Here is a 22,951-nt window from a genome sequence, read left to right as displayed (position 1 = left end):
AATGAAAAAATCGTTTGTAATAAGCCTGTTGGCGCTGGGAATTAGCGCAGCCTGTCACGCAGAATCTTATCCTGATCCGGTGGGGCCATCCCAGTCGGACTTTGGCGGCGTGGGATTGCTGCAAACACCAACCGCACGCATGTCGCGCGAAGGTGAATTGAGTTTTAACTACCGCGATAACAATCAGTACCGTTTCTATTCTGGCTCGATACAACTTTTCCCGTGGCTGGAAACGACGCTACGTTATACCGACGTGCGCACACGCAAATATAGCTCGGTGGAAGCCTTCTCCGGCAATCAGACCTACAAAGATAAAGCCTTCGATGTGAAACTGCGTTTGTGGCAGGAAGGCTACTGGCTACCGGAAGTCTCCCTCGGCGCGCGGGATATCGGCGGGACAGGGCTGTTTGACGGCGAATATCTGGTTGCCAGCAAAGCCTGGGGGCCGTTCGATTTCTCTCTCGGTATCGGCTGGGGTTATCTGGGCACCAGCGGCAATATCAAAAACCCGCTCTGCTCTTATGACGAGAAATACTGTACGCGCGACACCAGCTATAAACAGGCGGGCTCCACCGATACCAGCCAGATGTTTCGCGGCCCGACGGCTCTGTTTGGTGGGGTTGAATATCAGACCCCCTGGAACCCACTGCGTTTAAAACTGGAGTATGAAGGTAACAACTATCAGCAGGATTATGCCGGGAAACTGCCGCAGCGCAGCAAAGTGAACGTTGGCGCGATCTACCGCATTACCGACTGGGCCGACATTAACCTGAGCTATGAGCGCGGCAACACCTGGATGTTTGGTTTTACCCTGCGCAATAATTTCAACGACTTACGTCCCGCTTACAACGATGCGCCGCGGCCGAAGTATCAGCCGCAGCCGCAGGACGCGATCCTGCAACATTCGGTGGTGGCTAATCAGCTTACTCTGTTGAAATATAACGCTGGTTTTGCCGATCCGCAGATCCAGGTGAAAGGCGATACGCTCTATGTGACCGGTCAGCAGGTGAAATACCGTAACACCCAGGAAGGGATTGAGCGGGCAAACCGTATCATCATGAATGACTTGCCGGATGGCATTCGCACCATCCGCGTGACGGAAAATAGCCTTAACATGCCGATCGTCACCACCGAAACGGATGTCGCCAGCCTGAAGCGCCATCTGGAAGGGGAGCCGCTGGGGCAGGATACAGAGCTGGTGCAGAAACGGGTCACGCCAATTGTGCCGGACAGCACAGAGCAGGGCTGGTATATCGATAAATCGTCATTCGATTTCCATATCGATCCGGTGTTGAACCAGTCATTCGGCGGCCCGGAAAGTTTCTACATGTATCAGGTTGGTGTGATGGCAACCGCCGACTGGTGGTGGACCGATCATTTACTGACCACCGGCAGTCTGTTCGCCAACGTGGCTAACAACTACGATAAATTCAGCTATACCTCCAGCGATTCGGCATTGCCGCGCGTGCGTACCCGCGTGCGTGAATATGTGCAAAATGACTACTACGTCAACAACATGCAAGCGAACTACATGCACTACCTGGGGAATAATTTCTATGGTCAGGTGTATGCCGGTTACCTTGAAACCATGTTTGGCGGCGCGGGTGCGGAAGTGCTGTGGCGTCCGGTCGACAGCCACTGGGCGTTCGGTATTGATGGCAACTACGTGAAACAGCGCGACTGGCGCAGCCCGCAGGACATGATGAAGTTCACCGATTACAGCGTGAAAACCGGCCACTTCACCGCGTACTGGACGCCGTGGTTCGCCGACGATGTGCTGATTAAAGCGAGCGCCGGGCAGTATCTGGCAGGGGATAAAGGCGTTACGCTGGATGTCTCGAAACACTTTGATAGCGGCGTGGTCATTGGCGCGTATGCCACGAAGACCAACGTTTCGGCGGCGCAGTACGGGGAAGGGGAGTTCACCAAAGGGGTGTATGTCTCTGTACCGTTGGATTTGTTCACGACCGGCCCGACCCGCAGCCGCGCAGCCGTTGGCTGGACGCCGTTGACGCGTGACGGCGGCCAGAAACTGGGCCGTAAGTTTGAGCTTTATGATATGACCAACGATAAGACGATCAACTTCCAGTAATCCTTCACCCCCTCTCCGGCGGAGAGGGGGCTTTTCACAGTCGCCGCAGTAACCGCGCCGGATTTCCCGCATAGACCCCTTTCTCGTGCAACGATTTCGTTACCACGCTGCCCGCGCCGATAACGCAACCATCGCAAATGGTGACGGCCAGGATCGTGGCGCCGCTACCGACAGAAACATCATTGCCAATCACAATGCGTCCCCAGCTTTCGCGATCGGGATTGGGCTTGCCATCGCGGAACATGTCGTTAGCGAACATCACGCCATGGCCGATAAAGCAACGCTCGCCAAGAGTCACGTACTCGCAGATGAAGCTGTGCGACTCAATTTTGCTCCCCTGGCCAATTCGCGTATGGCCCTGAATTTCCACAAACGGGCCGACAAACACATTGTCGCCGAGAATGCAGTCATACAGATTGGCGGGTTCGTAAATCACCACGTTCTCGCCGCAGGTCACGTTGCGGATGGCGGACTGGCGCACGGTAGCGGTAGGCATGCTGACTCCTTTAGAGCGGTTTACAGAGAATGTGCAGTGTACTTTGCTGAGAAGGGGTACTAAACAAGGTCTCTTTCAGGTGCGTGAATCCCTGGCGGAGATAAAAGCGATGGGCATTGGGATTCGCATCAAGTACCTCCAGCCAGAGCGCGGTTTCGCCACGGCTTTTCGCCACGCGCGCGATCTCCGTCAGCAGCGTTTCGCCGTAGCCGAGGCCGGTTTTGCCCGGCAGAAAATAGAGTTTATGCAGCAGCGTTCCCACTGGGCCATGTTCATCGACAGCGCGATGCCAGGAGACTTTGGCAAAGCCAACCGGCGAGGGATCGCTGGCAATGAACCAGCAACTTTTTTCATCCTGTAAGCTCTGTTGCAGCACCGGCACGGCATACTCTTGCCGGAGGAAATCCTGTAATTCGCTCTGCTCGCGCCACAGATGAGCAAAGTGATGCATGTAGCTGGCAAACCCCATTTCGCTGATTAACGCCGCGTCGTCCACGGATGCTTTACGCATTGTAAGCATGCTCTTTTTTCCTCTTGCATGAAAACGGCTAGCCAGACATGTCACCACGCGCTGTCACAAAAGATAAGTAAATAATGTAGATCCAGATCACATTTTTACGTTATACAGGAGATTCCCCACATAAAATGAGGTGCTGTTATGACGTCGCTAACTCGTCCACGCGCTGAGTTTGTTTCTACTATTTTGCAGACCGTGCTGAACCTGGGTCTGCTGAGCCTGGGGCTGATCCTGATTGTTTTTCTTGGCAAAGAGACGCTGCATCTGGCGGATGTGCTGTTTTCGCCGGTGCAGACCAGCAAGTATGAGCTGGTGGAAGGGCTGGTGGTCTACTTCCTTTATTTTGAATTTATCGCACTGATTGTGAAGTACTTTCAGTCCGGTTTTCATTTCCCGCTGCGCTACTTTATCTATATCGGCATCACCGCGATCGTGCGGTTGATCATCGTCGATCATCAGTCGCCGATGGATGTGCTGATCTACTCTGCGGCGATCCTGCTACTGGTGATCACCCTGTGGTTATGTAACTCCCAACGGCTGAAGCGCGAATAAAAAAAGGCGGCCTTTCGGGCCGCCAACGACTTCACAAGTTAAGTTGAGGGTGCAGTGGCAACGCCCGTCATCTTTCGGGTGATAGCTGTGTTGGCTTCCTTTACTCACCCCAGTCACTTACTTCAGTAAGCTCCCGGGGTTTCGTGCAGTCGCCGCCTTGCTCTAACCCGAAATACTTAGGGCGTGATAACAACGATGAAAGTTAACCTTTTACTCCGCCTGCGGTCAGGCCGTTGACCAGCCAGCGCTGCGCCAGCAGGAACACCAGCGTAATCGGAATGGCGGAGAGCACCGCCGCAGCGGCAAAATCGCCCCACAGATAGTTTTGCGGGTTGAGGTATTGCTGCATGCCGACCGCCAGCGTGTAGCTGTTGACATCGCGCAGCAGCAGCGAGGCCACCGGAACTTCGGTGATGGCCGCGATAAACGACAGAATAAAGACCACCGCCAGGATCGGCACCGACAGCGGCAGCAGCACCAGGCGAAACGCCTGCCACGGCGTGGCGCCATCCAGCGCAGCGGCTTCTTCCAGCGAGCTGTCGATAGTTTCGAAATAGCCCTTAATCGTCCACACATGCAGTGCAATCCCGCCAAGATAAGCAAAGATCACCCCACCGTGCGTATTCAGGCCGATAAACGGCACGTACTGTCCCAGACGATCAAACAACGCATACAGCGCCACCAGCGATAACACCGCCGGGAACATCTGGAAAATCAGCATCCCTTTCAGCAGCGTCGCTTTGCCGGGAAAACGCATACGGGCGAACGCGTATGCGCAGGTAGTGGAGAGCGCGACAATGCCCACGGCAGTAATGGCGGCGATTTTCACCGAGTTCCACAGCCACAGCAGCACCGGGAACGGCGGCGGAGTGACACGCCCGTCGGCATGCTCGACGCTAAAACCCAGCGCCAGTCGCCAGTGCTCCCAGGAGATGTTATCCGGGATCAGGCTGCCGGTAGCGAAGTTACCTTCACGCAGCGAAATGGCGACCACCATCAGCAGCGGGAACATGATGGCGGCAATAAACACCAGCAGTAACGCATGGGTGATAAACAGCCGCAGCTTCTGCGATTTTGCCTGCACCATAGCCATAATGTCGTCCTCCTTAATCGAATTTCATGCGCGTGGCTTTCAGGTTGACGATAGCCAGCGCGCCTACCAGCAGGAAAATCAGCGTGGCGATAGCGGCTGCAAGCCCAAAGTCCTGACCGCCGCCGCCTTCAAAGGCGATGCGGTAGGTGTAGCTCACCAGCAGGTCGGTATAACCCGCCGGAGTGGTGGTGCCGATGCGGTCCGGCCCGCCGTTGGTCAGCAACTGGATCAGCACGAAGTTGTTAAAGTTAAAGGCAAAACTGGCGATCATCAGCGGCGTCAGCGGCTTAATCAACAGCGGGAAAGTGATGCGGAAAAAGTTCTGCAACGGCCCGGCGCCATCCATTGCCGAGGCTTCATACAGATCGTCCGGGATCGCTTTCAGCAGCCCCATGCAAAGGATCATCATGTAGGGATAGCCAAGCCAGGTGTTAACGATCACGATCATCGCGCGGGCAGTGGTCGGATCGCTGAACCAGGCCGGTTTAATGCCGAACAGCGCGCTCAGCATCATGTTGATCTCACCGAAGCTCTGGTTAAACAGCCCTTTAAAGATCAGGATCGAGATAAACGACGGCACCGCGTAAGGCAGAATCAGCAGCACGCGGTAAATCGCTTTGCCTTTCAGCGACTCCCACTGCACAACGCAGGCCAGCACCATGCCGACGGCGACGGTCAGCACCACCGTGAGAATGGAGAAGATCACCGTCCAGATAAAGATCTCGATAAACGGTTTCTGGATACCTTCATCGGTAAAGACGCGGGTGAAGTTATCCCAGCCGATGGTCACCGTATAGCCAGGGCTGAGTTTTTCGCTGCCCCAGCTACCGTCAGCATTAATCGCCTGGTAGAAACCGATGTCGTTATTTGGCCGGTATTTGGCGCCGCTCTGGTTGTTGGTCAGCGTACCGTCCTGCGCGAGCTGGTAGAGCGGGCGAGTGCCGGAAAACTGGCGCAGCGAGCTCATTATCACTTTGCTCTCATCCGGCAGGATGGCGGTAAGCTGGTTCAGCGCCTGACGATTTTGCGTAATGACACGCAAATTAGCGCGTTCACCGGTCGGCAACGCTGGCACCTCTTTCAGAGCCAGTTGCTGTTCACCGCCAGGTTTAAAGGCGTCGGAGAGGTAATTTTTGCCGCTGTCGCCATCGGTGAGCGCCAGCCGCCATTCATCCCCTTCCGGATAAAGACCAAAGTTGTAGGCTTTTCCCGCCTGGAAGGAGCGATCGAGCAGCACCTGCTGCGCGCGTTCCTGCGTTAACTGGTTGGTACTGCTGTAGTTGGTAAAGGCGATGGCGATCGTACAAATCAGCGGGAACAGGACGAACAGCCCCATCCCGGCCATGCCCGGATAAACATAGCGCCAGGCGTAGGTTTTACGGTTGGCGAAAATATACAGGCCCGCCGAACTGAGCACGAGCGTGGTAATGGCGAAAAGGTATTCCCCCTGGGCATACATCATAACGACAAGGTATGCCACCAGCAGCCCGATCAGGGTAATGACGGTCCAGGCAAGCTGTGGGCTTTGCCACCAATGGCGCTTCTTTACAACATCCATGGGGATTTCCTCTCTACGCGGCACTCTTCACGCGGCCTCTTTGTTGGCTACGGTTGCGCACCCCAGTCACTTACTTTTGTAAGCGCCCGGGGATACACAACCTTGCCGCCGCGATGTCGCGCGAATAATGCCGTGTATACAACTGTCCAGGTTGCCTTATCCTTTTCCGGGGATAAGGCATTCACATTTTTACTTGGTAATACGACCCTGCGCGTCTTTCAGTGCAGCATCAACGGTCTGACGATCGCTCACGGCATTGATAACGGCAGTGCGGGTGGCATACCAGAAGGCGGCCATCTGCGGGATGTTCGGCATAATTTCACCGGTTTTTGCGTTAGCCATGGTGGCAGCAATGCGCGGATCTTTCGCTAACTCTTCCTGGTACGATTTCAGCGCTACGGCGCCCAGCGGTTTGTCCTTGTTGACATCCGCCAGACCGGCATCGGTCAGCAGGTAGTTTTCCAGGAACTCTTTTGCCAGTTCTTTGTTCGGGCTGGCGGCGTTAATGCCTGCGCTCAGCACGCCGACGAACGGTTTGGATGGTTTACCGTGGAAGGTTGGCAGCGGTGCGACGCCGTAATTGATCTTGCTCTTATCAATGTTGGCCCATGCCCACGGACCATTGATGGTCAGCGCGGTTTCGCCTTTGTTGAACGCCGCTTCAGCGATGGAGTAATCCGTGTCGGCATTCATGTGTTTATCTTTAATCAGCTTGACGAGGAAGCCGAGGCCCGCTTTCGCGCCTGCATTGTCAACGCCGACATCTTTCACATCGTATTTGCCGTTTTCATACTTGAACGCGTAACCGCCGTCGGCAGCGATCAGCGGCCAGGTGAAGTACGGTTCTTGCAGGTTAAACATCAGCGCGCTCTTACCTTTCGCTTTCAGCTGTTTATCCAGCGCCGGGATCTCTTCCCAGGTTTTTGGCGGGTTCGGTACGAGGTCTTTGTTATAAATCAGCGACAGCGATTCGACAGCAATCGGGTAAGCGATTAATTTGCCGTTGTAGCGCACGGCGTCCCAGGTGAAGGGGAACAGCTTGTCCTGGAAGGCTTTGTCCGGCGTGACTTCTGCCAGCAGGCCAGATTGCGCGTAGCCGCCAAAGCGGTCGTGCGCCCAGAAGATAATGTCCGGGCCATCGCCTGTCGCGGCAACCTGCGGGAATTTCTCTTCCAGCTTGTCCGGATGTTCAACCGTCACTTTGATGCCGGTGTCTTTCTCGAATTTCTTACCCACTTCAGCAAGGCCGTTATAGCCTTTATCGCCATTGATCCAGATAACCAGCTTACCTTCTTCGATTTTGGCGAGGGCAGAGGCGGAGAACATCATCGTCGCCAGTGCGGACAATGCGAGGATGCGTGCGCCTGTTTTGATTTTCATATATCCCGTCCTATTTGGTGATGTGCTCGTGGATACGTGCAAGGTGGTCTGACGGGATTAGTCTCCTTTTTTGACAAGTACTTCTCATCCTCCTTATCCCTACGCCCCTGGGGCGATTTGTGTGATCTGTGTTACATAGATTTTCATTATGTGTGTCAGAGCACATAAAAAAGAGCCGATTTTTGCAGGTTGCGTCACGAAAATGCCTGTCACCCGGCGATACGGGGTGCAGAGCAAACCTTCTCATCCTCCCGCCTCCTCCCCCATAAAAAACCGCAGGGGTGGAGGATTCGCCCGCTGTACTGATGCCCCATAGTCAGCCAACGTTGAATGTTTCTGTTGGTGACAGGTTGTAACGAAGGGAGAAGGGCATGGCGAGCGTACAGCTTCGTAACGTAACGAAAGCCTGGGGCGATGTAGTGGTCTCAAAAGAGATCAATCTCGACATTCACGAAGGTGAATTTGTGGTGTTTGTCGGCCCGTCAGGCTGTGGTAAATCGACGCTGCTGCGCATGATTGCCGGGCTGGAAACCATTACCAGCGGGGAGTTGTTTATCGGCGATACCCGCATGAATGATGTTCCCCCCGCCGAACGCGGCGTCGGGATGGTATTTCAGTCCTACGCGCTTTATCCGCACCTGTCGGTAGCGGAAAACATGTCTTTCGGCCTGAAGTTAGCGGGTGCGAAAAAAGAGATCATTAAATCGCGCGTCACTCAGGTGGCGGAGGTGTTGCAACTGGCGCACTTGCTGGAACGCAAACCGAAAGCGCTCTCTGGCGGCCAGCGCCAGCGCGTGGCGATTGGTCGTACGCTGGTGGCTGAACCCAGCGTCTTCTTACTTGATGAACCCCTTTCCAACCTTGATGCCGCGCTGCGCGTGCAGATGCGTATTGAGATCTCCCGTCTGCATAAACGCCTTGGCCGCACGATGATTTACGTCACCCACGATCAGGTCGAAGCCATGACGCTGGCCGACAAGATTGTGGTGCTGGACGCCGGTCGCGTAGCGCAGGTCGGGAAACCACTGGAACTCTATCACTACCCGGCTGACCGCTTTGTTGCGGGCTTTATTGGCTCGCCGAAGATGAATTTCCTGCCGGTAAAAGTGACGGCCACCGCCATTGAACAGGTGCAGGTTGAGCTGCCTAACCGCCAGCAGGTTTGGCTGCCGGTGGACAGCGCCAATGTGCAGGTCGGCGCGAATATGTCTTTGGGCATTCGCCCGGAGCATCTACTTCCAAGCGACATCGCCGATGTCACGCTGGAAGGGGAAGTGCAGGTCGTAGAACAGCTTGGTCACGAAACACAAATTCATATCCAGATCCCCGCAATACGCCAGAACCTGGTCTACCGCCAGACTGACGTCGTGCTGGTAGAAGAGGGTGCCACATTCGCTATCGGCTTACCGCCGGAGCGCTGCCATCTGTTCCGTGAAGATGGCACCGCCTGCCGCCGGTTACACAAAGAGCCGGGTGTTTGAGCGTACCCCAAAAAAACTTACACCAACCCTTCCAGGGCCAAGTGTAAACAGAAAAGCAATGATCTCAGGAGATAGAATGATGATTACTCTGCGCAAACTACCCCTGGCTCTCGCCATTACCGCAGGCATTTTGTCTGCGCAGGCGGGCGCCGTCGACTTCAAAGGTTACGCGCGTTCCGGCATCGGCTGGACCGGCAGCGGCGGCGAGCAGCAATGCTTCCAGGCGACCGGTGCAGGTGCTAAATACCGTCTCGGTAACGAATGTGAAACCTACGCAGAATTAAAACTCGGCCAGGAAGTGTGGAAAGAGGGCGATAAGAGCTTCTACTTCGACACGAACGTGGCCTACTCCGTGTCACAGCAAAATGACTGGGAAGCCACCAGCCCGGCTTTCCGTGAAGCGAACGTACAGGGTAAAAACCTGATCGATGCGCTGCCAGGTGCCACCATCTGGGCCGGTAAACGCTTCTACCAGCGTCATGATGTGCACATGATCGACTTCTACTACTGGGATATCTCCGGCCCGGGCGCAGGTCTGGAAAACGTCGATCTTGGCTTCGGTAAACTCTCTCTGGCGGCAACCCGTTCTTCTGAATCTGGCGGCTCTGTTACCTTCAGTAGCCCGGGCGTGTATGACGTGGTTAAAGATACCGCCAACGACGTCTTCGATGTGCGTTTAGCCGGTCTTCAGACCAACCCGGACGGCATGCTGGAACTGGGCTTTGATTACGGTCGGGCAAACAAAACCGACAATTACCGCTATGTGAACGACAACGATTCGAAAGATGGCTGGATGTTCACTGCTGAACATACCCAGAGCATGCTGAAAGGCTACAACAAGTTTGTTCTGCAGTACGCAACCGATGCCATGACCACGCAGGGTAAAGGTATTCCGCAAGGGACTTACCAATCCGGCGACTATGACGATTTCGTCGGTGGTAACAACGACGGTAAGCTGTGGCGCGTGCTGGATCACGGTGCAATCACGCTGAGTGAGAAATGGGACCTGATGTATGTCGGTATGTATCAGAAACAGGATCTCGATTCTAAACTCGGCACCGACTGGTGGACCGTGGGCGTTCGTCCAATGTACAAATGGACGCCAATCATGAGCACCCTGCTGGAAGTGGGTTACGACAACGTGAAATCCCAGCAAACCGGCGACAGAAACAGCCAGTACAAAATCACCCTTGCACAGCAATGGCAGGCAGGCGACAGCATCTGGTCTCGTCCGGCAATTCGTATTTTTGCTACCTATGCGAAATGGGATGAGAAATGGGGCTACATCAAAAACGGTGATTCTGTAACGCGCTTCGCTGCGGCGAACGACTCTGGTTTCACCACCACCAGCCGTGGCGACAACGATGAGTGGAGCTTCGGCGCACAGATGGAAATCTGGTGGTAATCCACGCTTAACCTGACGTAATGACCAAAAGAGGGGCGCAAGCCCCTCAACCCTTGGGTCAGCGCGCTATTGCCTGGCGTTCGCTGTTCCCGTGCAGAAAAGGTGATAACAATGAAAATGAAAAAAAGTCTCGTCGCCCTGTGCCTGACCGCCGGTTTACTGGCGGGCGCTCCCGGGGTTAGCTTCGCTGATGTCAATTTTGTCCCGCAAAACACCACCGCCGCGCCGTCAATTCCGGCATCGGCATTACAGCAACTGACCTGGACGCCGGTCGATCAATCGAAAACTCAATCCACGCAGCTGGCAACCGGCGGTCAACGCCTCGATGTGCCGGGTATTAGCGGCCCGGTTGCGGCGTGGAGCGTACCGGCGAACATCGGCGAACTGACGCTGACGTTAACCAGCGAAGTGGATAAGCAAACCAGCGTATTTGCGCCGAACGTGCTGATTCTTGATCAAAACATGACGCCTTCAGCCTATTTCCCCAGCGAATACTTTACCTACCAGGAACCCGGTGTGATGAGCGCCGATCGTCTGGAAGGGGTAATGCGCCTGACGCCTGCGCTGGGACAACAAAAAATATATGTACTTGTTTTTACTACAAACAACGACTTACAGCGCACTACGAAATTAATCGATCCGGCAAAAGCCTATGCCAAAGGCACCGGCAATGCGGTGCCGGATATTCCTGATCCTATTGCGAAGCACGGCACTGACGGGAAACTGACGCTGAAAGTGAAAAACAGCAGCGGTTCCAGCGTGCTGGTCGGCCCGCTGTTTGGCTCTTCTGGCCCAGGCCCGGTCACCGTGGGTAACACTGCGGCGCCGGTCTACAGCGCACAACCTGCGCCGGTAGCGGCTCCGGCTGTTGCTCCTGCGCCAGCCGCGAAAAGCGAGCCAATGCTGAATGATACGGAGAGTTATTTCAATCAGGCCATCAAACAGGCCGCTGCCAAAGGCGATATTGATAAAGCGCTGAAATTGTTGAATGAAGCTGAACGCCTCGGGTCGAAAACCGCCCGTGCCACTTTTATCAGCAGTGTAAAAGGCAAGGGGTAACCCATCCCCGCACTGCCGATATTTTGCAGTAACTGGTGCGTCGCCTGGCGCACCCTTTTTCCGGCGCAGATGCGCGCTGTTGCGCATCTGTTGCGCTGATGAAAACCGTTTGAAGTTTCCCCGCACGAGCCTGCCTGTTCTGCGATACACTATTGCTACGTTATGTACCGGAGAGTAAGGCATGTCACACCCTGCGCTTACGCAATTGCGTGCGCTGCGCTATGTAGACGCAATACCCGAACTGGAACCACAACTGCTGGACTGGCTGTTGCTGGAAGATTCAATGACCAAACGTTTTGAGCAGCAAGGTAAAAAAGTCAGCGTCACATTGATTCAGGAAGGCTTTGTCACGGCGGACGAGATTGCGCCCGAACGCGCACATTTACCGGAAGAGGCACGTTACTGGTTACGGGAGATTATCCTTTGCGCAGATGGTGAACCCTGGCTTGCCGGGCGCACCGTTGTGCCGGAATCGACCCTGAGTGGCCCGGAGATGGCGCTGCAACGGCTGGGCAATACGCCGCTTGGGCGATATCTCTTTACCTCTTCAACGCTTACGCGTGATTTTATTGATATTGGCCGTTATGAGCAGCTGTGGGGACGGCGTTCCCGCCTGCGTCTGGGGGGGAAACCCTTGATGCTTACAGAACTGTTTTTGCCTGCGTCGCCGCTGTACTAAGAGGAAAATAGAATGGAGTGGAGTCTCACGCAGACTAAGTTGTTAGCCTTTCACAGGCTTATGCGTACGGACAAACCGATTGGCGCGTTGCTGCTGTTGTGGCCAACGCTGTGGGCGTTATGGGTGGCAACGCCTGGCGTGCCGCCGCTGTGGATCTTACTGGTGTTTGTTGCGGGCGTCTGGCTGATGCGCGCGGCGGGCTGCGTGGTGAATGATTACGCAGATCGCAAATTCGACGGGCATGTTAAACGCACGGCGAACCGACCGCTGCCCAGCGGCGCGGTCACGGAAAATGAAGCGCGGGTGTTGTTTGTTGTTCTGGTGCTGCTGGCCTTTGCGCTGGTGCTGACGCTGAATATGATGACCATCCTGCTGTCGGTGGCGGCGCTGGCGCTGGCGTGGGTTTATCCGTTTATGAAGCGCTACACGCATCTGCCGCAGGTGGTGCTCGGCGCGGCATTTGGCTGGTCAATTCCGATGGCGTTTGCAGCTGTAAGCGAATCTGTACCGCTAAGCTGCTGGACCATGTTTTTCGCCAATATTCTGTGGGCGGTGGCCTACGATACCCAGTACGCTATGGTTGATCGCGATGATGATGTGAAGATTGGCATCAAGTCGACGGCGATTTTGTTTGGTCGCTACGACAAGCTAATTATTGGTATTTTGCAGGTTGCCGTGCTGGCGCTGATGGCGTCCATTGGCTGGCTGAACGGGCTGGGCTGGGCGTATTACGCTGCGGTACTGGTGGCGGGCGTGCTGTTTGTTTATCAACAGATATTGATTGCGGGGCGCGAACGCGACGCCTGTTTTAAAGCTTTTATGAATAACAACTACGTGGGGCTGGTGCTGTTTTTAGGGCTGGCTTTTAGTTACCTGCACTGAATCTAAAAACTGCCGGACGCGGCTGCATGTTATCCGGCCTGCGGGGTTCTCTCATCCCACAGGCCGGATAAGCGCAAGCGACATCCGGCGGATACGTCCCGGCTTACACTTCCGCTTGCGTCGCGCTTTCAATCGTCAGACGCACATCCGACGTTATCAAGTCTGCCAGCATCTGGTAAACGCCCAGCGTTCGCGTCGGGTCTGCATCGCCGCTGTCGCTGATATACCCTTCATCACGCAGCGTTAACACCAGCGTGGAGAATACCGCTTTGTCGAAGAATTCCGGCGCGTTGATGCCATGCAGCACAGACAGACGTTGCGCCAGCGTGCGGCTCTCTTTTTCCAGCGTGCTGCGGTTCATTGACGGCGTGTTGCCAAGCAGCCAGAAGGTGATGGCATAGCGCTGTAACGTCTCGCGCGCACCGGCGGCCAGCAGTTGCAGCGTCCGGGAATGGGCCGGGTTGATGCTCAGGAGATCGTCTTTGACGGTAATTAAGCCCTGGCGCAGCAGCTCTTGCGTCAGGTTTTCCAGCACTTCCGCCAGCTCGGCTTTTTCCCAGCGCAGGAACAGTTCGGCTTTCAGCAGCGGATAGAGCAGCTCAACGTGACGCAGAATATCGCTACGGGAGATGGCGCGATGCTGGGTCACGATCGCCGCCATCAGCGACGGCAGCATCAGCATGTGGGCAATGTTGTTGCGGTAATAGGTCATCAATACTGCCTGTTCGCGCGGCAGAATAATGATATCGCCGATGGTGTCTTTCTCGACTTCGAACTTATTCATCTGCAACGCGTGGTCGATAAGCGCGTCCGCGCTGGCGGCAGGCGTTGTTGAATCCGGCGAGTAAGGCACATTGCGCATCAGTTCGAGGTAGCAACTGAGTTGTTCGGTTAACTGCTCGCGCGTCAACGAACGCTGGCGCGATGCCAGCAGCGCCGTACAGCACAGGTTCATGGCGTTGGCCGCACCGGCATTGTTAATGCGAACCATCAAATCGGCGGCAATGTTATTTACCGTCGGCGTCAGCCATGCCGGGCGAATCGCTTCGATGGGATCGATAGATTCGCGCCACTCCGGAACATGGTGATTCAGGTAGTTCATCAGCGGAATGGGTTCACCGAAGTTCACATAACCTTGCCCCAGATTGCGCAGCTTGCTCAGCCCGCGCACCATCTGCACCAGGCTCTCTTTCTCTTTGGTTGCGCCGCGCAGCTCTTTCGCATAGGTACCCACCTCCATCACATGCTCATAACCGATATAAATCGGTACCAGCGTGATCGGGCGCGTACCGCCGCGCAGCATCGCCTGGATGGTCATCGACAGCGTACCGGTTTTCGGGTCCAGCAAACGCCCGGTACGTGAACGACCACCCTCGACGAAATACTCAACCGAATAACCGCGGCTGAACAGTTCGCCCAGATATTCGCGGAACACAGTGGAGTAGAGTTTGTTGCCTTTAAAGGTACGGCGAATAAAGAAGGCGCCCAGGCGGCGGAAAATCGGCCCGGCGGGCCAGAAGTTCAGGTTGATGCCTGCGGCAATGTGCGGCGGTACCAGCCCCTGGTGATAGAGCACATATGAGAGCAGCAGATAGTCCATATGGCTGCGATGGCAGGGCACATAGACAATCTCATGGCCGTCGTGCGCAAGCTGGCGCACGCGTTCGGCGTTGTGCACGTTGATCCCCTGATAGAGACGGTTCCAGGTAAAGCCGAGGATACGGTCGGTCAGACGGATCATTTCGTACGAGAAGTTGGCGGCAATCTCTTCCATCAGCGCGATAGCGTTTTGCTGCGCTTTGTCGTGAGAGATTTTTTTGCTGCGCGCTTCGTCTTCGACCGCACGGGCAATCGCTTTAGAAGAGAGCAGCTTATTGAACAGATCCTGACGCGCCGGCAGACGCGGCCCAACGGCGGCCAGACGCTGTCGCGCGAAATGCATACGCGCCACACGCGCCAGTTTCTGCGCGATAATTTTATCGGTGCCGTGCTCGGTCGCCATGCGGCGCAGGGAGACGGGCGGCGAGAAGCGCACAAAGCTATCGCGGCCAAGCCAGGAGATCGCGAAGAATTTCTGGATGCCGTTCAGCATGCGCAGCGACGGATTAATCTCGCCTTTTTCACGCCCCGGAGAGCGGCCAAACATCACCGATACCGGCACCATTTGCACATCCAGATCCGGATGGCTGCGGTGTAAATCCAGGTAGTCGTGGAACAGTTTGATGGACTCTTCTTTTGGCGTGTAATAGGTAAACACGCGCGGCCCGCCATGAATAAACACGAAACGCGGCAGTAATACGCCGTCGATTTCCAGGGGTTCCAGGGGATCGGGCAGTTCGTGCGCCAGACACTGAGCACGCAACGTCATCAAATCTGCCTTAGAGTTATAAGGCAGCACGTACATAATAGGACGTGAAGTATCGAGACCCAGTTCCTGTGCAGGTTCTGCAGGTATCGATTTACTTTTTACCAGTACACTTAATGGTAAATTCAGTAATTTGTAGTAAATTCGTGGCCAACCGGACATAAAAGATGAAAAGCCTCTGGTTAATAATAGTGCCATTGCGCCGCAAGAATATCAGAAAGCGCACGTAATTTCTGTTGTACCTCAGTACGCTGATGTAGACATTGACGTTTATTACATAAAAAGGTTCTTTTCATGGCCAATAATACCACCGGAATTACCCGAATCATTAAAGCAGCAGGTTACTCATGGAAGGGCGTTCGCGCTGCATGGATCAATGAAGCCGCCTTCCGTCAGGAGCTGGTAGCCGTTGTTTTAGCTATCATTATTGCTTGCTGGCTGGACATTGACACGGTCACACGGGTATTGCTGATTAGCTCGGTGTCGCTAGTAATGATTGTTGAAATCCTAAATAGTGCAATTGAAGCTGTCGTAGACCGAATTGGTTCTGAATTTCACGAACTTTCCGGTCGGGCGAAGGATATGGGATCGGCGGCAGTGCTGATGTCGATCCTGCTGGCGCTGTTTACCTGGATCTCGCTTCTTTGGTCGCATTTTCGATAACGCTTCCAGAAATCAATAACTCCCTGGTTTTTTGCTTAAATTTGGTTCCAAAATCGCCTTTGACTGTATATACTCACAGCATAACTGTATATACACCCAGGGGGCGGGATGAAAGCATTAACGGCCAGGCAGCAAGAGGTGTTCGATCTCATCCGCGATCGCATCACCCAAACCGGTATGCCACCAACGCGTGCGGAAATCGCACAGCAATTGGGGTTCCGTTCCCCAAATGCGGCTGAAGAACACCTGAAAGCGCTTGCGCGCAAAGGGGTTATCGAAATCGTCTCCGGCGCATCGCGTGGTTTGCGTCTGCTGCTGGAAGAAGAAGAGGATATCGGTTTACCGCTGATTGGCCGCGTTGCTGCGGGTGAACCGCTGCTGGCGCAACAGCATATCGAGGGTCACTATCAGGTCGATCCCGATCTCTTCAAGCCTCACGCGGATTTCCTGCTGCGCGTCAGCGGTATGTCGATGAAAGACATCGGTATTATGGACGGCGACCTGCTCGCAGTGCATAAAACGCAGGACGTGCGTAACGGCCAGGTGGTCGTCGCACGTATTGATGATGAAGTTACCGTGAAACGTCTGAAAAAACAGGGTAACACCGTCGAACTGCTGCCGGAAAACAGCGAGTTTTCCCCGATCGTCGTCGATCTGCGCGATCAAAACTTCACCATTGAAGGGCTGGCGGTTGGCGTCATCCGTAATGGTACATGGCTCTAACGCCTGTTCTTTTCGCAGCGACACAGAATACCGTGGCGCTGCGTAATACACTTTTCCCCCATTGATTCGACACTGCCATGCCGTTGCTGAATGCATCTGACAGAGCACTGTGGCGGCTTGCGCTGCCCATGATCTTCTCCAATATCACTGTTCCGTTACTGGGACTGGTGGATACCGCCGTGGTCGGGCACCTGGATAGCCCTGTTTACCTCGGCGGCGTGGCGATTGGCGCAACGGCTACCAGCTTTTTGTTTATGCTGCTGCTGTTTTTGCGGATGAGCACAACCGGTCTTACGGCACAGGCGTTTGGCGCGAAAAACGCACCTGCGCTGGCGCGCGCGCTGGTACAACCGCTGCTACTGGCGCTGTTGGCTGGCGGGGGAATTATGTTGCTGCGTACGCCGCTCATCGATCTAGCGCTGCACATCACCGGTGGGAGCGAAGCCGTGCTGGAACAAGCGCGGCGCTTTCTTAATATCCGCTGGCTGAGTGCGCCAGCGTCGTTGGGAAATCTGGTATTACTCGGCTGGTTGCTGGGCGTGCAGTATGCCCGTGCTCCGGTGATCCTGCTGGTGGTAGGGAACCTCCTCAACATTGTTCTCGACCTGTGGCTGGTGATGGGTCTGCACATGAATGTGCAGGGGGCAGCGCTCGCCACCGTTGTGGCTGAGTATGCGACTTTCGCCATCGGTCTGCTGATGGTGCACCGCGTGTTTGTGATGCGCGGCATCACCCTGCCAGCGCTGAAAAATGCCTGGCGCGGCGGTATGCGGCGCTTATTAGCGCTTAACCGCGATATCATGCTGCGCTCGCTGCTCTTGCAGCTCTGCTTTGGCTCAATCACCGTACTGGGCGCGCGTCTTGGTGGCGAGACAGTCGCCGCTAACGCGGTGCTGATGATGTTTCTCACCTTTACAGCGTATGCGCTGGATGGTTTTGCCTACGCGGTCGAAGCGCATTCCGGGCAGGCCTACGGCGCACGCGACGGCAGCCAATTGATGGAAGTCTGGCGAGCGGCGTGCCGCCAGGCCGGGCTGGTGGCGCTGTTCTTTGCGGCGATTTATGCGCTGGCAGGCGACAGCATTATTGCCTTGCTGACTTCGCTTCCTGCCTTGCAGACGCTCGCCGGGCATTATCTGTTCTGGCAGGTGATTCTGCCGCTGGTGGGCGTGTGGTGCTACTTGCTGGATGGCATGTTTGTCGGTGCCACACGCGCTGCGGAGATGCGTAACAGTATGGCGATTGCCGCTGCCGGGTTTGCTGTCACGCTGCTGACGGTTCCGGTGTTGGGGAATCACGGTTTATGGCTGTCGCTGACCGTCTTTCTCGCCCTGCGCGGGCTTACGCTTGCCTGGCTGTGGCGTCGCCACTGGCGTAATGGCAGCTGGTTTTCCGACGCGAATCCTTCCTGATATTGCCAGTTTTTTGCCTGTTCCCTCGTCTCGCTTATGCTGTTTTTAATCATCTCGACGGTTAAAGATTCCGAATAAAAATCAATTGCCGGAATCCTTAACTACAATAATCAGTACGTTCAGCAGAACGAATACATATTTAACCGAACGATAAGGAGTCAACGATGAATAAAGACGAAGTCGGCGGTAACTGGAAACAGTTCAAAGGCACTGTTAAAGAAAAATGGGGCAAACTGACCGATGATGATATGACCATCATCGAAGGTAAACGTGACCAGCTGGTAGGTAAAATCCAGGAGCGTTACGGTTATGCCAAAGACCAGGCGGAGAAAGAAGTTACAGATTGGGAAACGCGTAACGACTACCGCTGGTAGCCTGCACATCCCCTCATTGTGCTAACCCTCGAAGGCTACCCTGCCCGAAGGTACAAGGATGTACCACCCCTCCAGCTGTTTTATCTATCGTCCCGCTCAAAAGATTAACGTGGCTTTTTCTTCACCTGCACGGTGTGGTCGTGGTGGCAATGGTCGTGATGACGGCAGGACTCCACTTCGACACAGTCTGCACATAAGCCGTGAGCTTCAATGACATTATGTCGCAGAGCAAAGCCCATCTTTGCCGCCAGCGCATGCATAATATCTTCCACGCCTTCCGCCTGCTCTTCTTTTACCGAACCACAGCGATCGCAGATAAACATCGCGGATGTGTGCGTCGGCTGGTCAAAAAGGTGGCACAGCACGTAGCTGTTTGTTGATTCGACTTTATGTACGAACCCTTGTTCCAGCAGGAAATCAAGAGCGCGGTACACCGTCGGCGGCTTGGCCTGCGGTTCGCTTTCACGCAGCAGATCGAGCAGATCGTACGCGCTGATGGCACTTTGTTGCAGGCTGAGTAATCTCAACACTTCAAGACGCTGGGGAGTCAGGCGCACGTTGCGCTGCACGCACAGCTTTTCAGCCTGCGCTAACATCTCTTGCGAAGTGGTCTTATCCATAGGCGCTCTCCGGTTGGGGAAATACAAGCCATACACTTTACCATGTCCTGTCGAAAACGCCGAGATCGTGGCCAGCAATCTCCATTTCTCTGGATCGCTTCCCGAAATGGATTCCGTCATCTATAAATAGTGATGGTCATCACTTAAAACAATAATCTCCGGGTACTTACGGGTATTCCGGCAATTTAGCTTCATTTTCTTACGTTATTCACAGCAATAGTGCATTCCTGTTTGTGCGAATACTTACAGGCTTAAAACTCATCTGGCTACGAGACGCATACTGTGGAAAAAAAACGTAAACTTTCGCTGGTCGCGATCGCTGTCTCCTTTTTTGTGGCAAATCAGGCAGGGGCAGCCAATACCTGGGCAGAAGCACGTAATGATGCAATGGGGGGAACGGGCGTTGCATCTGCGAATTATGGCAGCGGGCCATTAATCAACCCGGCACTGTTAGCAAAAGCAAAACCCGATGATGATATTACCGTCATCCTGCCGAGCGTACAGGCGCAAATTAGCGACAAAGATAATCTGCGCGACGAGATCGACGATATCAATGACAAAATCGATGGCTACAAAGATGTGGTCGATAACCTCACCGCTGCGGAAATTATTGCTAATCCGCTCGGTACGGTAAGGCAATTTCAGAGCGCCGCGGGCGATTTGGCGAATGAGCTGGAGTTTCTGAGAGGGAAAACAGCGCAGGCCAAAGCCGCCGCCGGTATCGCGGTAAGTATCCCCAATGATGTCCTTTCCGTGGCATTTGTGACGAAAGCTTATGCCCATGCGCGCGTCACGTCGTCAATCGATCAGCAGGACATTGACTACCTGCGCAGTATTGAGAACAGCACCGCCGTCGCCGCCGGTGAAGCGCTGAATGCGGTGATATCGCCGAATGGCAGCGAAGAAATCACCAAAAACCTCAACTCAACCGCTTCAGGCCGCGCGGCTATCGTCTCGGATTACGGCATTGCGATGGCTCGCCAGTTTGATGTCGGCGGCGTACCGTTATCCGTTGGCGTGACGCCAAAATTACAGAAAACCTGGGTCTACAACTATACGGCGTCGATTTATGACTACAAAAGTAGTGACTGGAACAGCAGCCGCTACCGTACCGATGATACCGGCTTCAACGTGGATGTCGGCCTGGCCGCGGATTTCGGCGAGAATGTGACGGTCGGTTTGACCGGTACAAACCTGATCTCCCGTGACATTGATACCAAAGACATTCGTATTCGCAACGGCAGAACGGGCGATGTGGTGAGCTATAAAGATACTTACCAGATTAGCCCGGTCGTGACGGCAGGCGCGGCATGGCATAACGACCTGCTGACACTGAGCGCCGACGGTGATTTAACCGAGACTAAAGGCTTTAAGAGCGAGAAAAATTCCCAGTATGTCGGCGTGGGTGCGGAAGTTCGCCCGTTGAGCTGGCTGGCGGTGCGTGCCGGTTACCGCGCGGATGTCAAAGGGGATGATAAAAACGTCTTTACCGGCGGTGTCGGATTTGCGCCGTTTAATCGCGTGCATATCGATCTGATGGGTCTGGTGGGTGAAGATCAAACCTGGGGGGCCGGAGCACAGCTTAGCGTGACTTTCTGATGAGTAACCGGAGGCATTGCGCCTCCGGTTTTATTGGCGCTTATTTACCGGTGAGCTTGTCGTAGCTGGTCATCAGATTACGGTAATCAGGAATATGGTTGGAAAACAGCGTTGCCAGACCTTCAATATCATTACGCCAGTCGCGGTGTAATTCGCAGGCGGCACCAAACCATGTCATCAACTGCACGCCAGCCTGGGACATACGATCCCATGCGGAATGACGTGTAATTTCATTGAATGTTCCTGAAGCGTCGGTAATAACAAACACTTCATAGCCCTCTTCAATGGCGGATAACGCCGGGAAAGCAACGCACACTTCCGTCACCACGCCAGCAATAATCAACTGCTTCTTGCCGGTTGCTTTGACGGCCTTAACGAAATCTTCGTTATCCCAGGCATTGATGTTACCCGGGCGGGCAATATAAGGCGCATCCGGGAACTGCGCTTTAAGTTCCGGTACCAGCGGGCCATTCGGTCCGGTTTCAAAACTCGTGGTCAAAATCGTGGGCAATTTGAAATATTTGGCGAGATCGCTTAACGCCAGAACATTATTTTTGAACTTGTCCGGCTCGATATCTCTTACCAGAGATAACAAACCCGTTTGATGATCAACTAACAGAACGGCTGCATCATTTTTATCAAGACGAACATACGGTTTAGACATAATAACTCCCTGTTTCAGTTGACAATAGCTTTCTGCTATTGGGTTAAGACTCCTTGTGCGTTAGAAAAAATATAGAAAGGGAACCGTGTCTCAACAAGGTGAAAAAATGCCTTCTCCAGTGACTTACAGCGAATGTGATACAATAGAAAATCTTATTGTCTATTGCTTTCGCTCACCGGCGGAATAGCGGTGAGAGCACCTCTTTTTCTGGAAATCAAAGCACGGTAATTCTGAAATGACTAACGCCAGCCAAACCAGCGTAATGCCTGTAAATTCTGACAATCACTGGTATGGGCGATTCAGCGTCGCTCCGATGCTCGACTGGACGGACAGACATTGCCGCTACTTCCTGCGTTTACTGTCGCGCCAGACGCTGCTCTATACCGAAATGGTGACGACGGGTGCCATTATTCATGGCAAAGGTGATTATCTGGCGTACAGCGAGGAAGAGCACCCGGTGGCGCTGCAACTCGGCGGCAGCGATCCGGCACAGCTTGCGCACTGTGCGAAGCTTGCGCAAGCGCGCGGTTACGATGAGATCAACCTTAACGTCGGTTGTCCGTCCGATCGCGTACAGAACGGGCGTTTTGGCGCCTGCCTGATGGGCGAAGCGCAACTGGTGGCGGACTGCGTGAAAGCGATGCGTGACGTGGTTTCTATTCCGGTGACGGTGAAAACCCGTATTGGCATCGACGATCAGGATAGCTACGAATTCCTCTGCGATTTTATTGGTACCGTTGCCGGTAAAGGCGAGTGTGAAAGCTTCACCATTCATGCCCGTAAAGCCTGGCTCTCTGGTCTGAGTCCAAAAGAGAACCGCGAGATCCCGCCGCTGGATTATCCGCGCGTCTATCAACTTAAACGCGATTTCCCGCACCTGAAGATGGCGATCAATGGCGGCATAAAATCGCTGGAAGAGGCCAAAGCCCATTTGCAGCATATGGATGGGGTTATGGTCGGGCGCGAAGCCTATCAGAATCCGGGAATTCTGGCCGCTGTCGATCGGGAGATTTACGGTGCCGATGTTGTGGATGCCGATCCTGTCGCCGTGGTTCGCGCAATGTATCCCTACATTGAACGCGAACTGAGCCAGGGCGCTTATCTTGGTCATATCACGCGTCATATGCTCGGGTTATTCCAGGGCGTGCCGGGCGCGCGTCAGTGGCGTCGTTATCTGAGCGAAAATGCGCACAAAGCAGGCGCTGATATCGCGGTAGTGGAGCACGCGCTAAACCTGGTGGCATCGAAGCGTTAAAATTTCACTAAAAGATGGTCAAATTCACTAAGCCCTGCACAGTGTTGCAGGGATTTTTATTTTAAAATCAAAAGGTTATTTT

General features: G+C 54.4%; 21 protein-coding genes. 13 read left to right on the top strand and 8 right to left on the bottom strand.

Annotated elements, in window-relative coordinates; genetic code table 11:
* Nucleotide 1 precedes the first annotated feature (1 nt).
* On the top strand, nucleotides 2-2,092 hold the full coding sequence (locus DK872_RS19310; protein ID WP_007372409.1) for a YjbH domain-containing protein: 2,091 nt from the start codon (nucleotides 2-4) through the stop codon (nucleotides 2,090-2,092).
* Nucleotides 2,093-2,126: 34 nt separating this feature from the next.
* On the opposite strand, the gene DK872_RS19305 is transcribed toward DK872_RS19310, so the two are convergent.
* Nucleotides 2,127-2,588: an acyltransferase gene (locus DK872_RS19305; protein WP_035889709.1), complete on the bottom strand. Its 462-nt coding sequence runs from the start codon at nucleotides 2,586-2,588 to the stop codon at nucleotides 2,127-2,129.
* A 10-nt stretch (nucleotides 2,589-2,598) separates the two neighbouring features.
* Nucleotides 2,599-3,108 carry a GNAT family N-acetyltransferase gene (locus DK872_RS19300; protein ID WP_007372411.1) on the bottom strand — a complete coding sequence of 170 codons (510 nt, stop codon included), beginning with the start codon at nucleotides 3,106-3,108 and terminating at the stop codon, nucleotides 2,599-2,601.
* A 138-nt stretch (nucleotides 3,109-3,246) separates the two neighbouring features.
* Between DK872_RS19300 and psiE the strand changes: the two genes are divergently transcribed.
* Nucleotides 3,247-3,657, top strand: coding sequence for a phosphate-starvation-inducible protein PsiE (gene psiE, locus DK872_RS19295; RefSeq protein WP_007372412.1), 411 nt, complete (start codon nucleotides 3,247-3,249; stop codon nucleotides 3,655-3,657).
* Nucleotides 3,658-3,859: 202 nt separating this feature from the next.
* Here psiE and malG read toward each other — a convergent pair whose 3' ends face one another.
* The 3 genes from malG to malE form a co-directional block, all read right to left on the bottom strand.
* Nucleotides 3,860-4,750 carry a maltose ABC transporter permease MalG gene (gene malG, locus DK872_RS19290; protein ID WP_007372414.1) on the bottom strand — a complete coding sequence of 297 codons (891 nt, stop codon included), beginning with the start codon at nucleotides 4,748-4,750 and terminating at the stop codon, nucleotides 3,860-3,862.
* 13 nt (nucleotides 4,751-4,763) lie between these two features.
* Nucleotides 4,764-6,308 (bottom strand): maltose ABC transporter permease MalF, encoded by a 1,545-nt coding sequence (gene malF, locus DK872_RS19285; protein WP_007372415.1) that lies wholly within the window; start codon nucleotides 6,306-6,308, stop codon nucleotides 4,764-4,766.
* Between the two features lie 189 nt (nucleotides 6,309-6,497).
* Nucleotides 6,498-7,688 carry a maltose/maltodextrin ABC transporter substrate-binding protein MalE gene (gene malE / locus DK872_RS19280; RefSeq protein ID WP_007372416.1) on the bottom strand — a complete coding sequence of 397 codons (1,191 nt, stop codon included), beginning with the start codon at nucleotides 7,686-7,688 and terminating at the stop codon, nucleotides 6,498-6,500.
* A gap of 371 nt (nucleotides 7,689-8,059) precedes the next feature.
* Between malE and malK the strand changes: the two genes are divergently transcribed.
* From malK to ubiA, 5 genes are all read left to right on the top strand, one after another.
* Nucleotides 8,060-9,169 carry a maltose/maltodextrin ABC transporter ATP-binding protein MalK gene (malK, locus tag DK872_RS19275; RefSeq protein WP_007372417.1) on the top strand — a complete coding sequence of 370 codons (1,110 nt, stop codon included), beginning with the start codon at nucleotides 8,060-8,062 and terminating at the stop codon, nucleotides 9,167-9,169.
* Nucleotides 9,170-9,245: 76 nt separating this feature from the next.
* On the top strand, nucleotides 9,246-10,574 hold the full coding sequence (locus DK872_RS19270) for a maltoporin (protein WP_007372418.1): 1,329 nt from the start codon (nucleotides 9,246-9,248) through the stop codon (nucleotides 10,572-10,574).
* Between the two features lie 111 nt (nucleotides 10,575-10,685).
* A complete protein-coding gene (malM, locus tag DK872_RS19265; protein ID WP_071921807.1) occupies nucleotides 10,686-11,633 on the top strand; it encodes a maltose operon protein MalM in 948 nt (315 codons plus the stop codon).
* Nucleotides 11,634-11,814: 181 nt separating this feature from the next.
* The gene (ubiC, locus tag DK872_RS19260; protein ID WP_071921808.1) at nucleotides 11,815-12,312 is read left to right on the top strand and encodes a chorismate lyase; all 498 of its coding nucleotides are present in this window, start codon (nucleotides 11,815-11,817) and stop codon (nucleotides 12,310-12,312) included.
* Between the two features lie 12 nt (nucleotides 12,313-12,324).
* Nucleotides 12,325-13,194: a 4-hydroxybenzoate octaprenyltransferase gene (gene ubiA / locus DK872_RS19255; RefSeq protein ID WP_035889711.1), complete on the top strand. Its 870-nt coding sequence runs from the start codon at nucleotides 12,325-12,327 to the stop codon at nucleotides 13,192-13,194.
* 103 nt (nucleotides 13,195-13,297) lie between these two features.
* Here the strand turns inward: ubiA and plsB are convergent, their stop codons facing one another.
* Nucleotides 13,298-15,721, bottom strand: a complete 2,424-nt coding sequence (plsB, locus tag DK872_RS19250; RefSeq protein WP_161518713.1) for a glycerol-3-phosphate 1-O-acyltransferase PlsB — start codon at nucleotides 15,719-15,721, stop codon at nucleotides 13,298-13,300.
* A 132-nt stretch (nucleotides 15,722-15,853) separates the two neighbouring features.
* Between plsB and DK872_RS19245 the strand changes: the two genes are divergently transcribed.
* The 4 genes from DK872_RS19245 (at nucleotide 15,854) to DK872_RS19230 (ending at nucleotide 18,731) form a co-directional block, all read left to right on the top strand.
* Entirely contained in the window at nucleotides 15,854-16,222 is a 369-nt protein-coding gene (locus tag DK872_RS19245) for a diacylglycerol kinase (protein WP_007372424.1), read from the top strand.
* A gap of 108 nt (nucleotides 16,223-16,330) precedes the next feature.
* Nucleotides 16,331-16,945, top strand: coding sequence for a transcriptional repressor LexA (gene lexA, locus DK872_RS19240; RefSeq protein WP_007372425.1), 615 nt, complete (start codon nucleotides 16,331-16,333; stop codon nucleotides 16,943-16,945).
* A gap of 77 nt (nucleotides 16,946-17,022) precedes the next feature.
* A complete protein-coding gene (gene dinF / locus DK872_RS19235; protein ID WP_161518712.1) occupies nucleotides 17,023-18,357 on the top strand; it encodes an MATE family efflux transporter DinF in 1,335 nt (444 codons plus the stop codon).
* A gap of 164 nt (nucleotides 18,358-18,521) precedes the next feature.
* Nucleotides 18,522-18,731, top strand: a complete 210-nt coding sequence (locus DK872_RS19230; protein ID WP_007372427.1) for a CsbD family protein — start codon at nucleotides 18,522-18,524, stop codon at nucleotides 18,729-18,731.
* 104 nt (nucleotides 18,732-18,835) lie between these two features.
* Here DK872_RS19230 and zur read toward each other — a convergent pair whose 3' ends face one another.
* Nucleotides 18,836-19,351, bottom strand: coding sequence for a zinc uptake transcriptional repressor Zur (zur, locus tag DK872_RS19225; protein WP_007372428.1), 516 nt, complete (start codon nucleotides 19,349-19,351; stop codon nucleotides 18,836-18,838).
* A gap of 282 nt (nucleotides 19,352-19,633) precedes the next feature.
* On the opposite strand from zur, the gene traF reads away from it, so the two are divergent.
* The gene (gene traF, locus DK872_RS19220) at nucleotides 19,634-20,950 is read left to right on the top strand and encodes a conjugal transfer protein TraF (protein WP_007372429.1); all 1,317 of its coding nucleotides are present in this window, start codon (nucleotides 19,634-19,636) and stop codon (nucleotides 20,948-20,950) included.
* A 40-nt stretch (nucleotides 20,951-20,990) separates the two neighbouring features.
* Here the strand turns inward: traF and ycaC are convergent, their stop codons facing one another.
* Nucleotides 20,991-21,614 (bottom strand): isochorismate family cysteine hydrolase YcaC, encoded by a 624-nt coding sequence (gene ycaC / locus DK872_RS19215; protein WP_007372430.1) that lies wholly within the window; start codon nucleotides 21,612-21,614, stop codon nucleotides 20,991-20,993.
* 235 nt (nucleotides 21,615-21,849) lie between these two features.
* On the opposite strand from ycaC, the gene dusA reads away from it, so the two are divergent.
* Entirely contained in the window at nucleotides 21,850-22,869 is a 1,020-nt protein-coding gene (gene dusA / locus DK872_RS19210) for a tRNA dihydrouridine(20/20a) synthase DusA (protein WP_007372431.1), read from the top strand.
* Nucleotides 22,870-22,951 lie beyond the last annotated feature (82 nt).

The sequence above is a fragment of the Kosakonia sp. MH5 genome (assembly GCF_009935945.1).
In the GTDB taxonomy this organism is placed as follows: domain Bacteria; phylum Pseudomonadota; class Gammaproteobacteria; order Enterobacterales; family Enterobacteriaceae; genus Kosakonia; species Kosakonia radicincitans.
Note: the sequence above shows the minus strand (reverse complement) of the source record. Positions and strands in the feature narration are given on the sequence as shown.

Excerpts from the sequence above, each read along its gene's own strand:
- malG (WP_007372414.1), bottom strand. The coding sequence starts at position 4,750 with ATGGCTATGGTGCAGGCAAAATCGCAGAAGCTGCGGCTGTTTATCACC.
- lexA (WP_007372425.1), top strand. The coding sequence starts at position 16,331 with ATGAAAGCATTAACGGCCAGGCAGCAAGAGGTGTTCGATCTCATCCGC.
- dusA (WP_007372431.1), top strand. The coding sequence starts at position 21,850 with ATGACTAACGCCAGCCAAACCAGCGTAATGCCTGTAAATTCTGACAAT.
- ycaC (WP_007372430.1), bottom strand. The coding sequence starts at position 21,614 with ATGTCTAAACCGTATGTTCGTCTTGATAAAAATGATGCAGCCGTTCTG.
- DK872_RS19245 (WP_007372424.1), top strand. The coding sequence starts at position 15,854 with ATGGCCAATAATACCACCGGAATTACCCGAATCATTAAAGCAGCAGGT.
- zur (WP_007372428.1), bottom strand. The coding sequence starts at position 19,351 with ATGGATAAGACCACTTCGCAAGAGATGTTAGCGCAGGCTGAAAAGCTG.
- psiE (WP_007372412.1), top strand. The coding sequence starts at position 3,247 with ATGACGTCGCTAACTCGTCCACGCGCTGAGTTTGTTTCTACTATTTTG.
- DK872_RS19300 (WP_007372411.1), bottom strand. The coding sequence starts at position 3,108 with ATGCTTACAATGCGTAAAGCATCCGTGGACGACGCGGCGTTAATCAGC.
- DK872_RS19270 (WP_007372418.1), top strand. The coding sequence starts at position 9,246 with ATGATGATTACTCTGCGCAAACTACCCCTGGCTCTCGCCATTACCGCA.
- malF (WP_007372415.1), bottom strand. The coding sequence starts at position 6,308 with ATGGATGTTGTAAAGAAGCGCCATTGGTGGCAAAGCCCACAGCTTGCC.
- DK872_RS19230 (WP_007372427.1), top strand. The coding sequence starts at position 18,522 with ATGAATAAAGACGAAGTCGGCGGTAACTGGAAACAGTTCAAAGGCACT.
- ubiC (WP_071921808.1), top strand. The coding sequence starts at position 11,815 with ATGTCACACCCTGCGCTTACGCAATTGCGTGCGCTGCGCTATGTAGAC.
- plsB (WP_161518713.1), bottom strand. The coding sequence starts at position 15,721 with ATGTCCGGTTGGCCACGAATTTACTACAAATTACTGAATTTACCATTA.
- malM (WP_071921807.1), top strand. The coding sequence starts at position 10,686 with ATGAAAATGAAAAAAAGTCTCGTCGCCCTGTGCCTGACCGCCGGTTTA.
- dinF (WP_161518712.1), top strand. The coding sequence starts at position 17,023 with ATGCCGTTGCTGAATGCATCTGACAGAGCACTGTGGCGGCTTGCGCTG.
- ubiA (WP_035889711.1), top strand. The coding sequence starts at position 12,325 with ATGGAGTGGAGTCTCACGCAGACTAAGTTGTTAGCCTTTCACAGGCTT.
- DK872_RS19310 (WP_007372409.1), top strand. The coding sequence starts at position 2 with ATGAAAAAATCGTTTGTAATAAGCCTGTTGGCGCTGGGAATTAGCGCA.
- malK (WP_007372417.1), top strand. The coding sequence starts at position 8,060 with ATGGCGAGCGTACAGCTTCGTAACGTAACGAAAGCCTGGGGCGATGTA.
- DK872_RS19305 (WP_035889709.1), bottom strand. The coding sequence starts at position 2,588 with ATGCCTACCGCTACCGTGCGCCAGTCCGCCATCCGCAACGTGACCTGC.
- malE (WP_007372416.1), bottom strand. The coding sequence starts at position 7,688 with ATGAAAATCAAAACAGGCGCACGCATCCTCGCATTGTCCGCACTGGCG.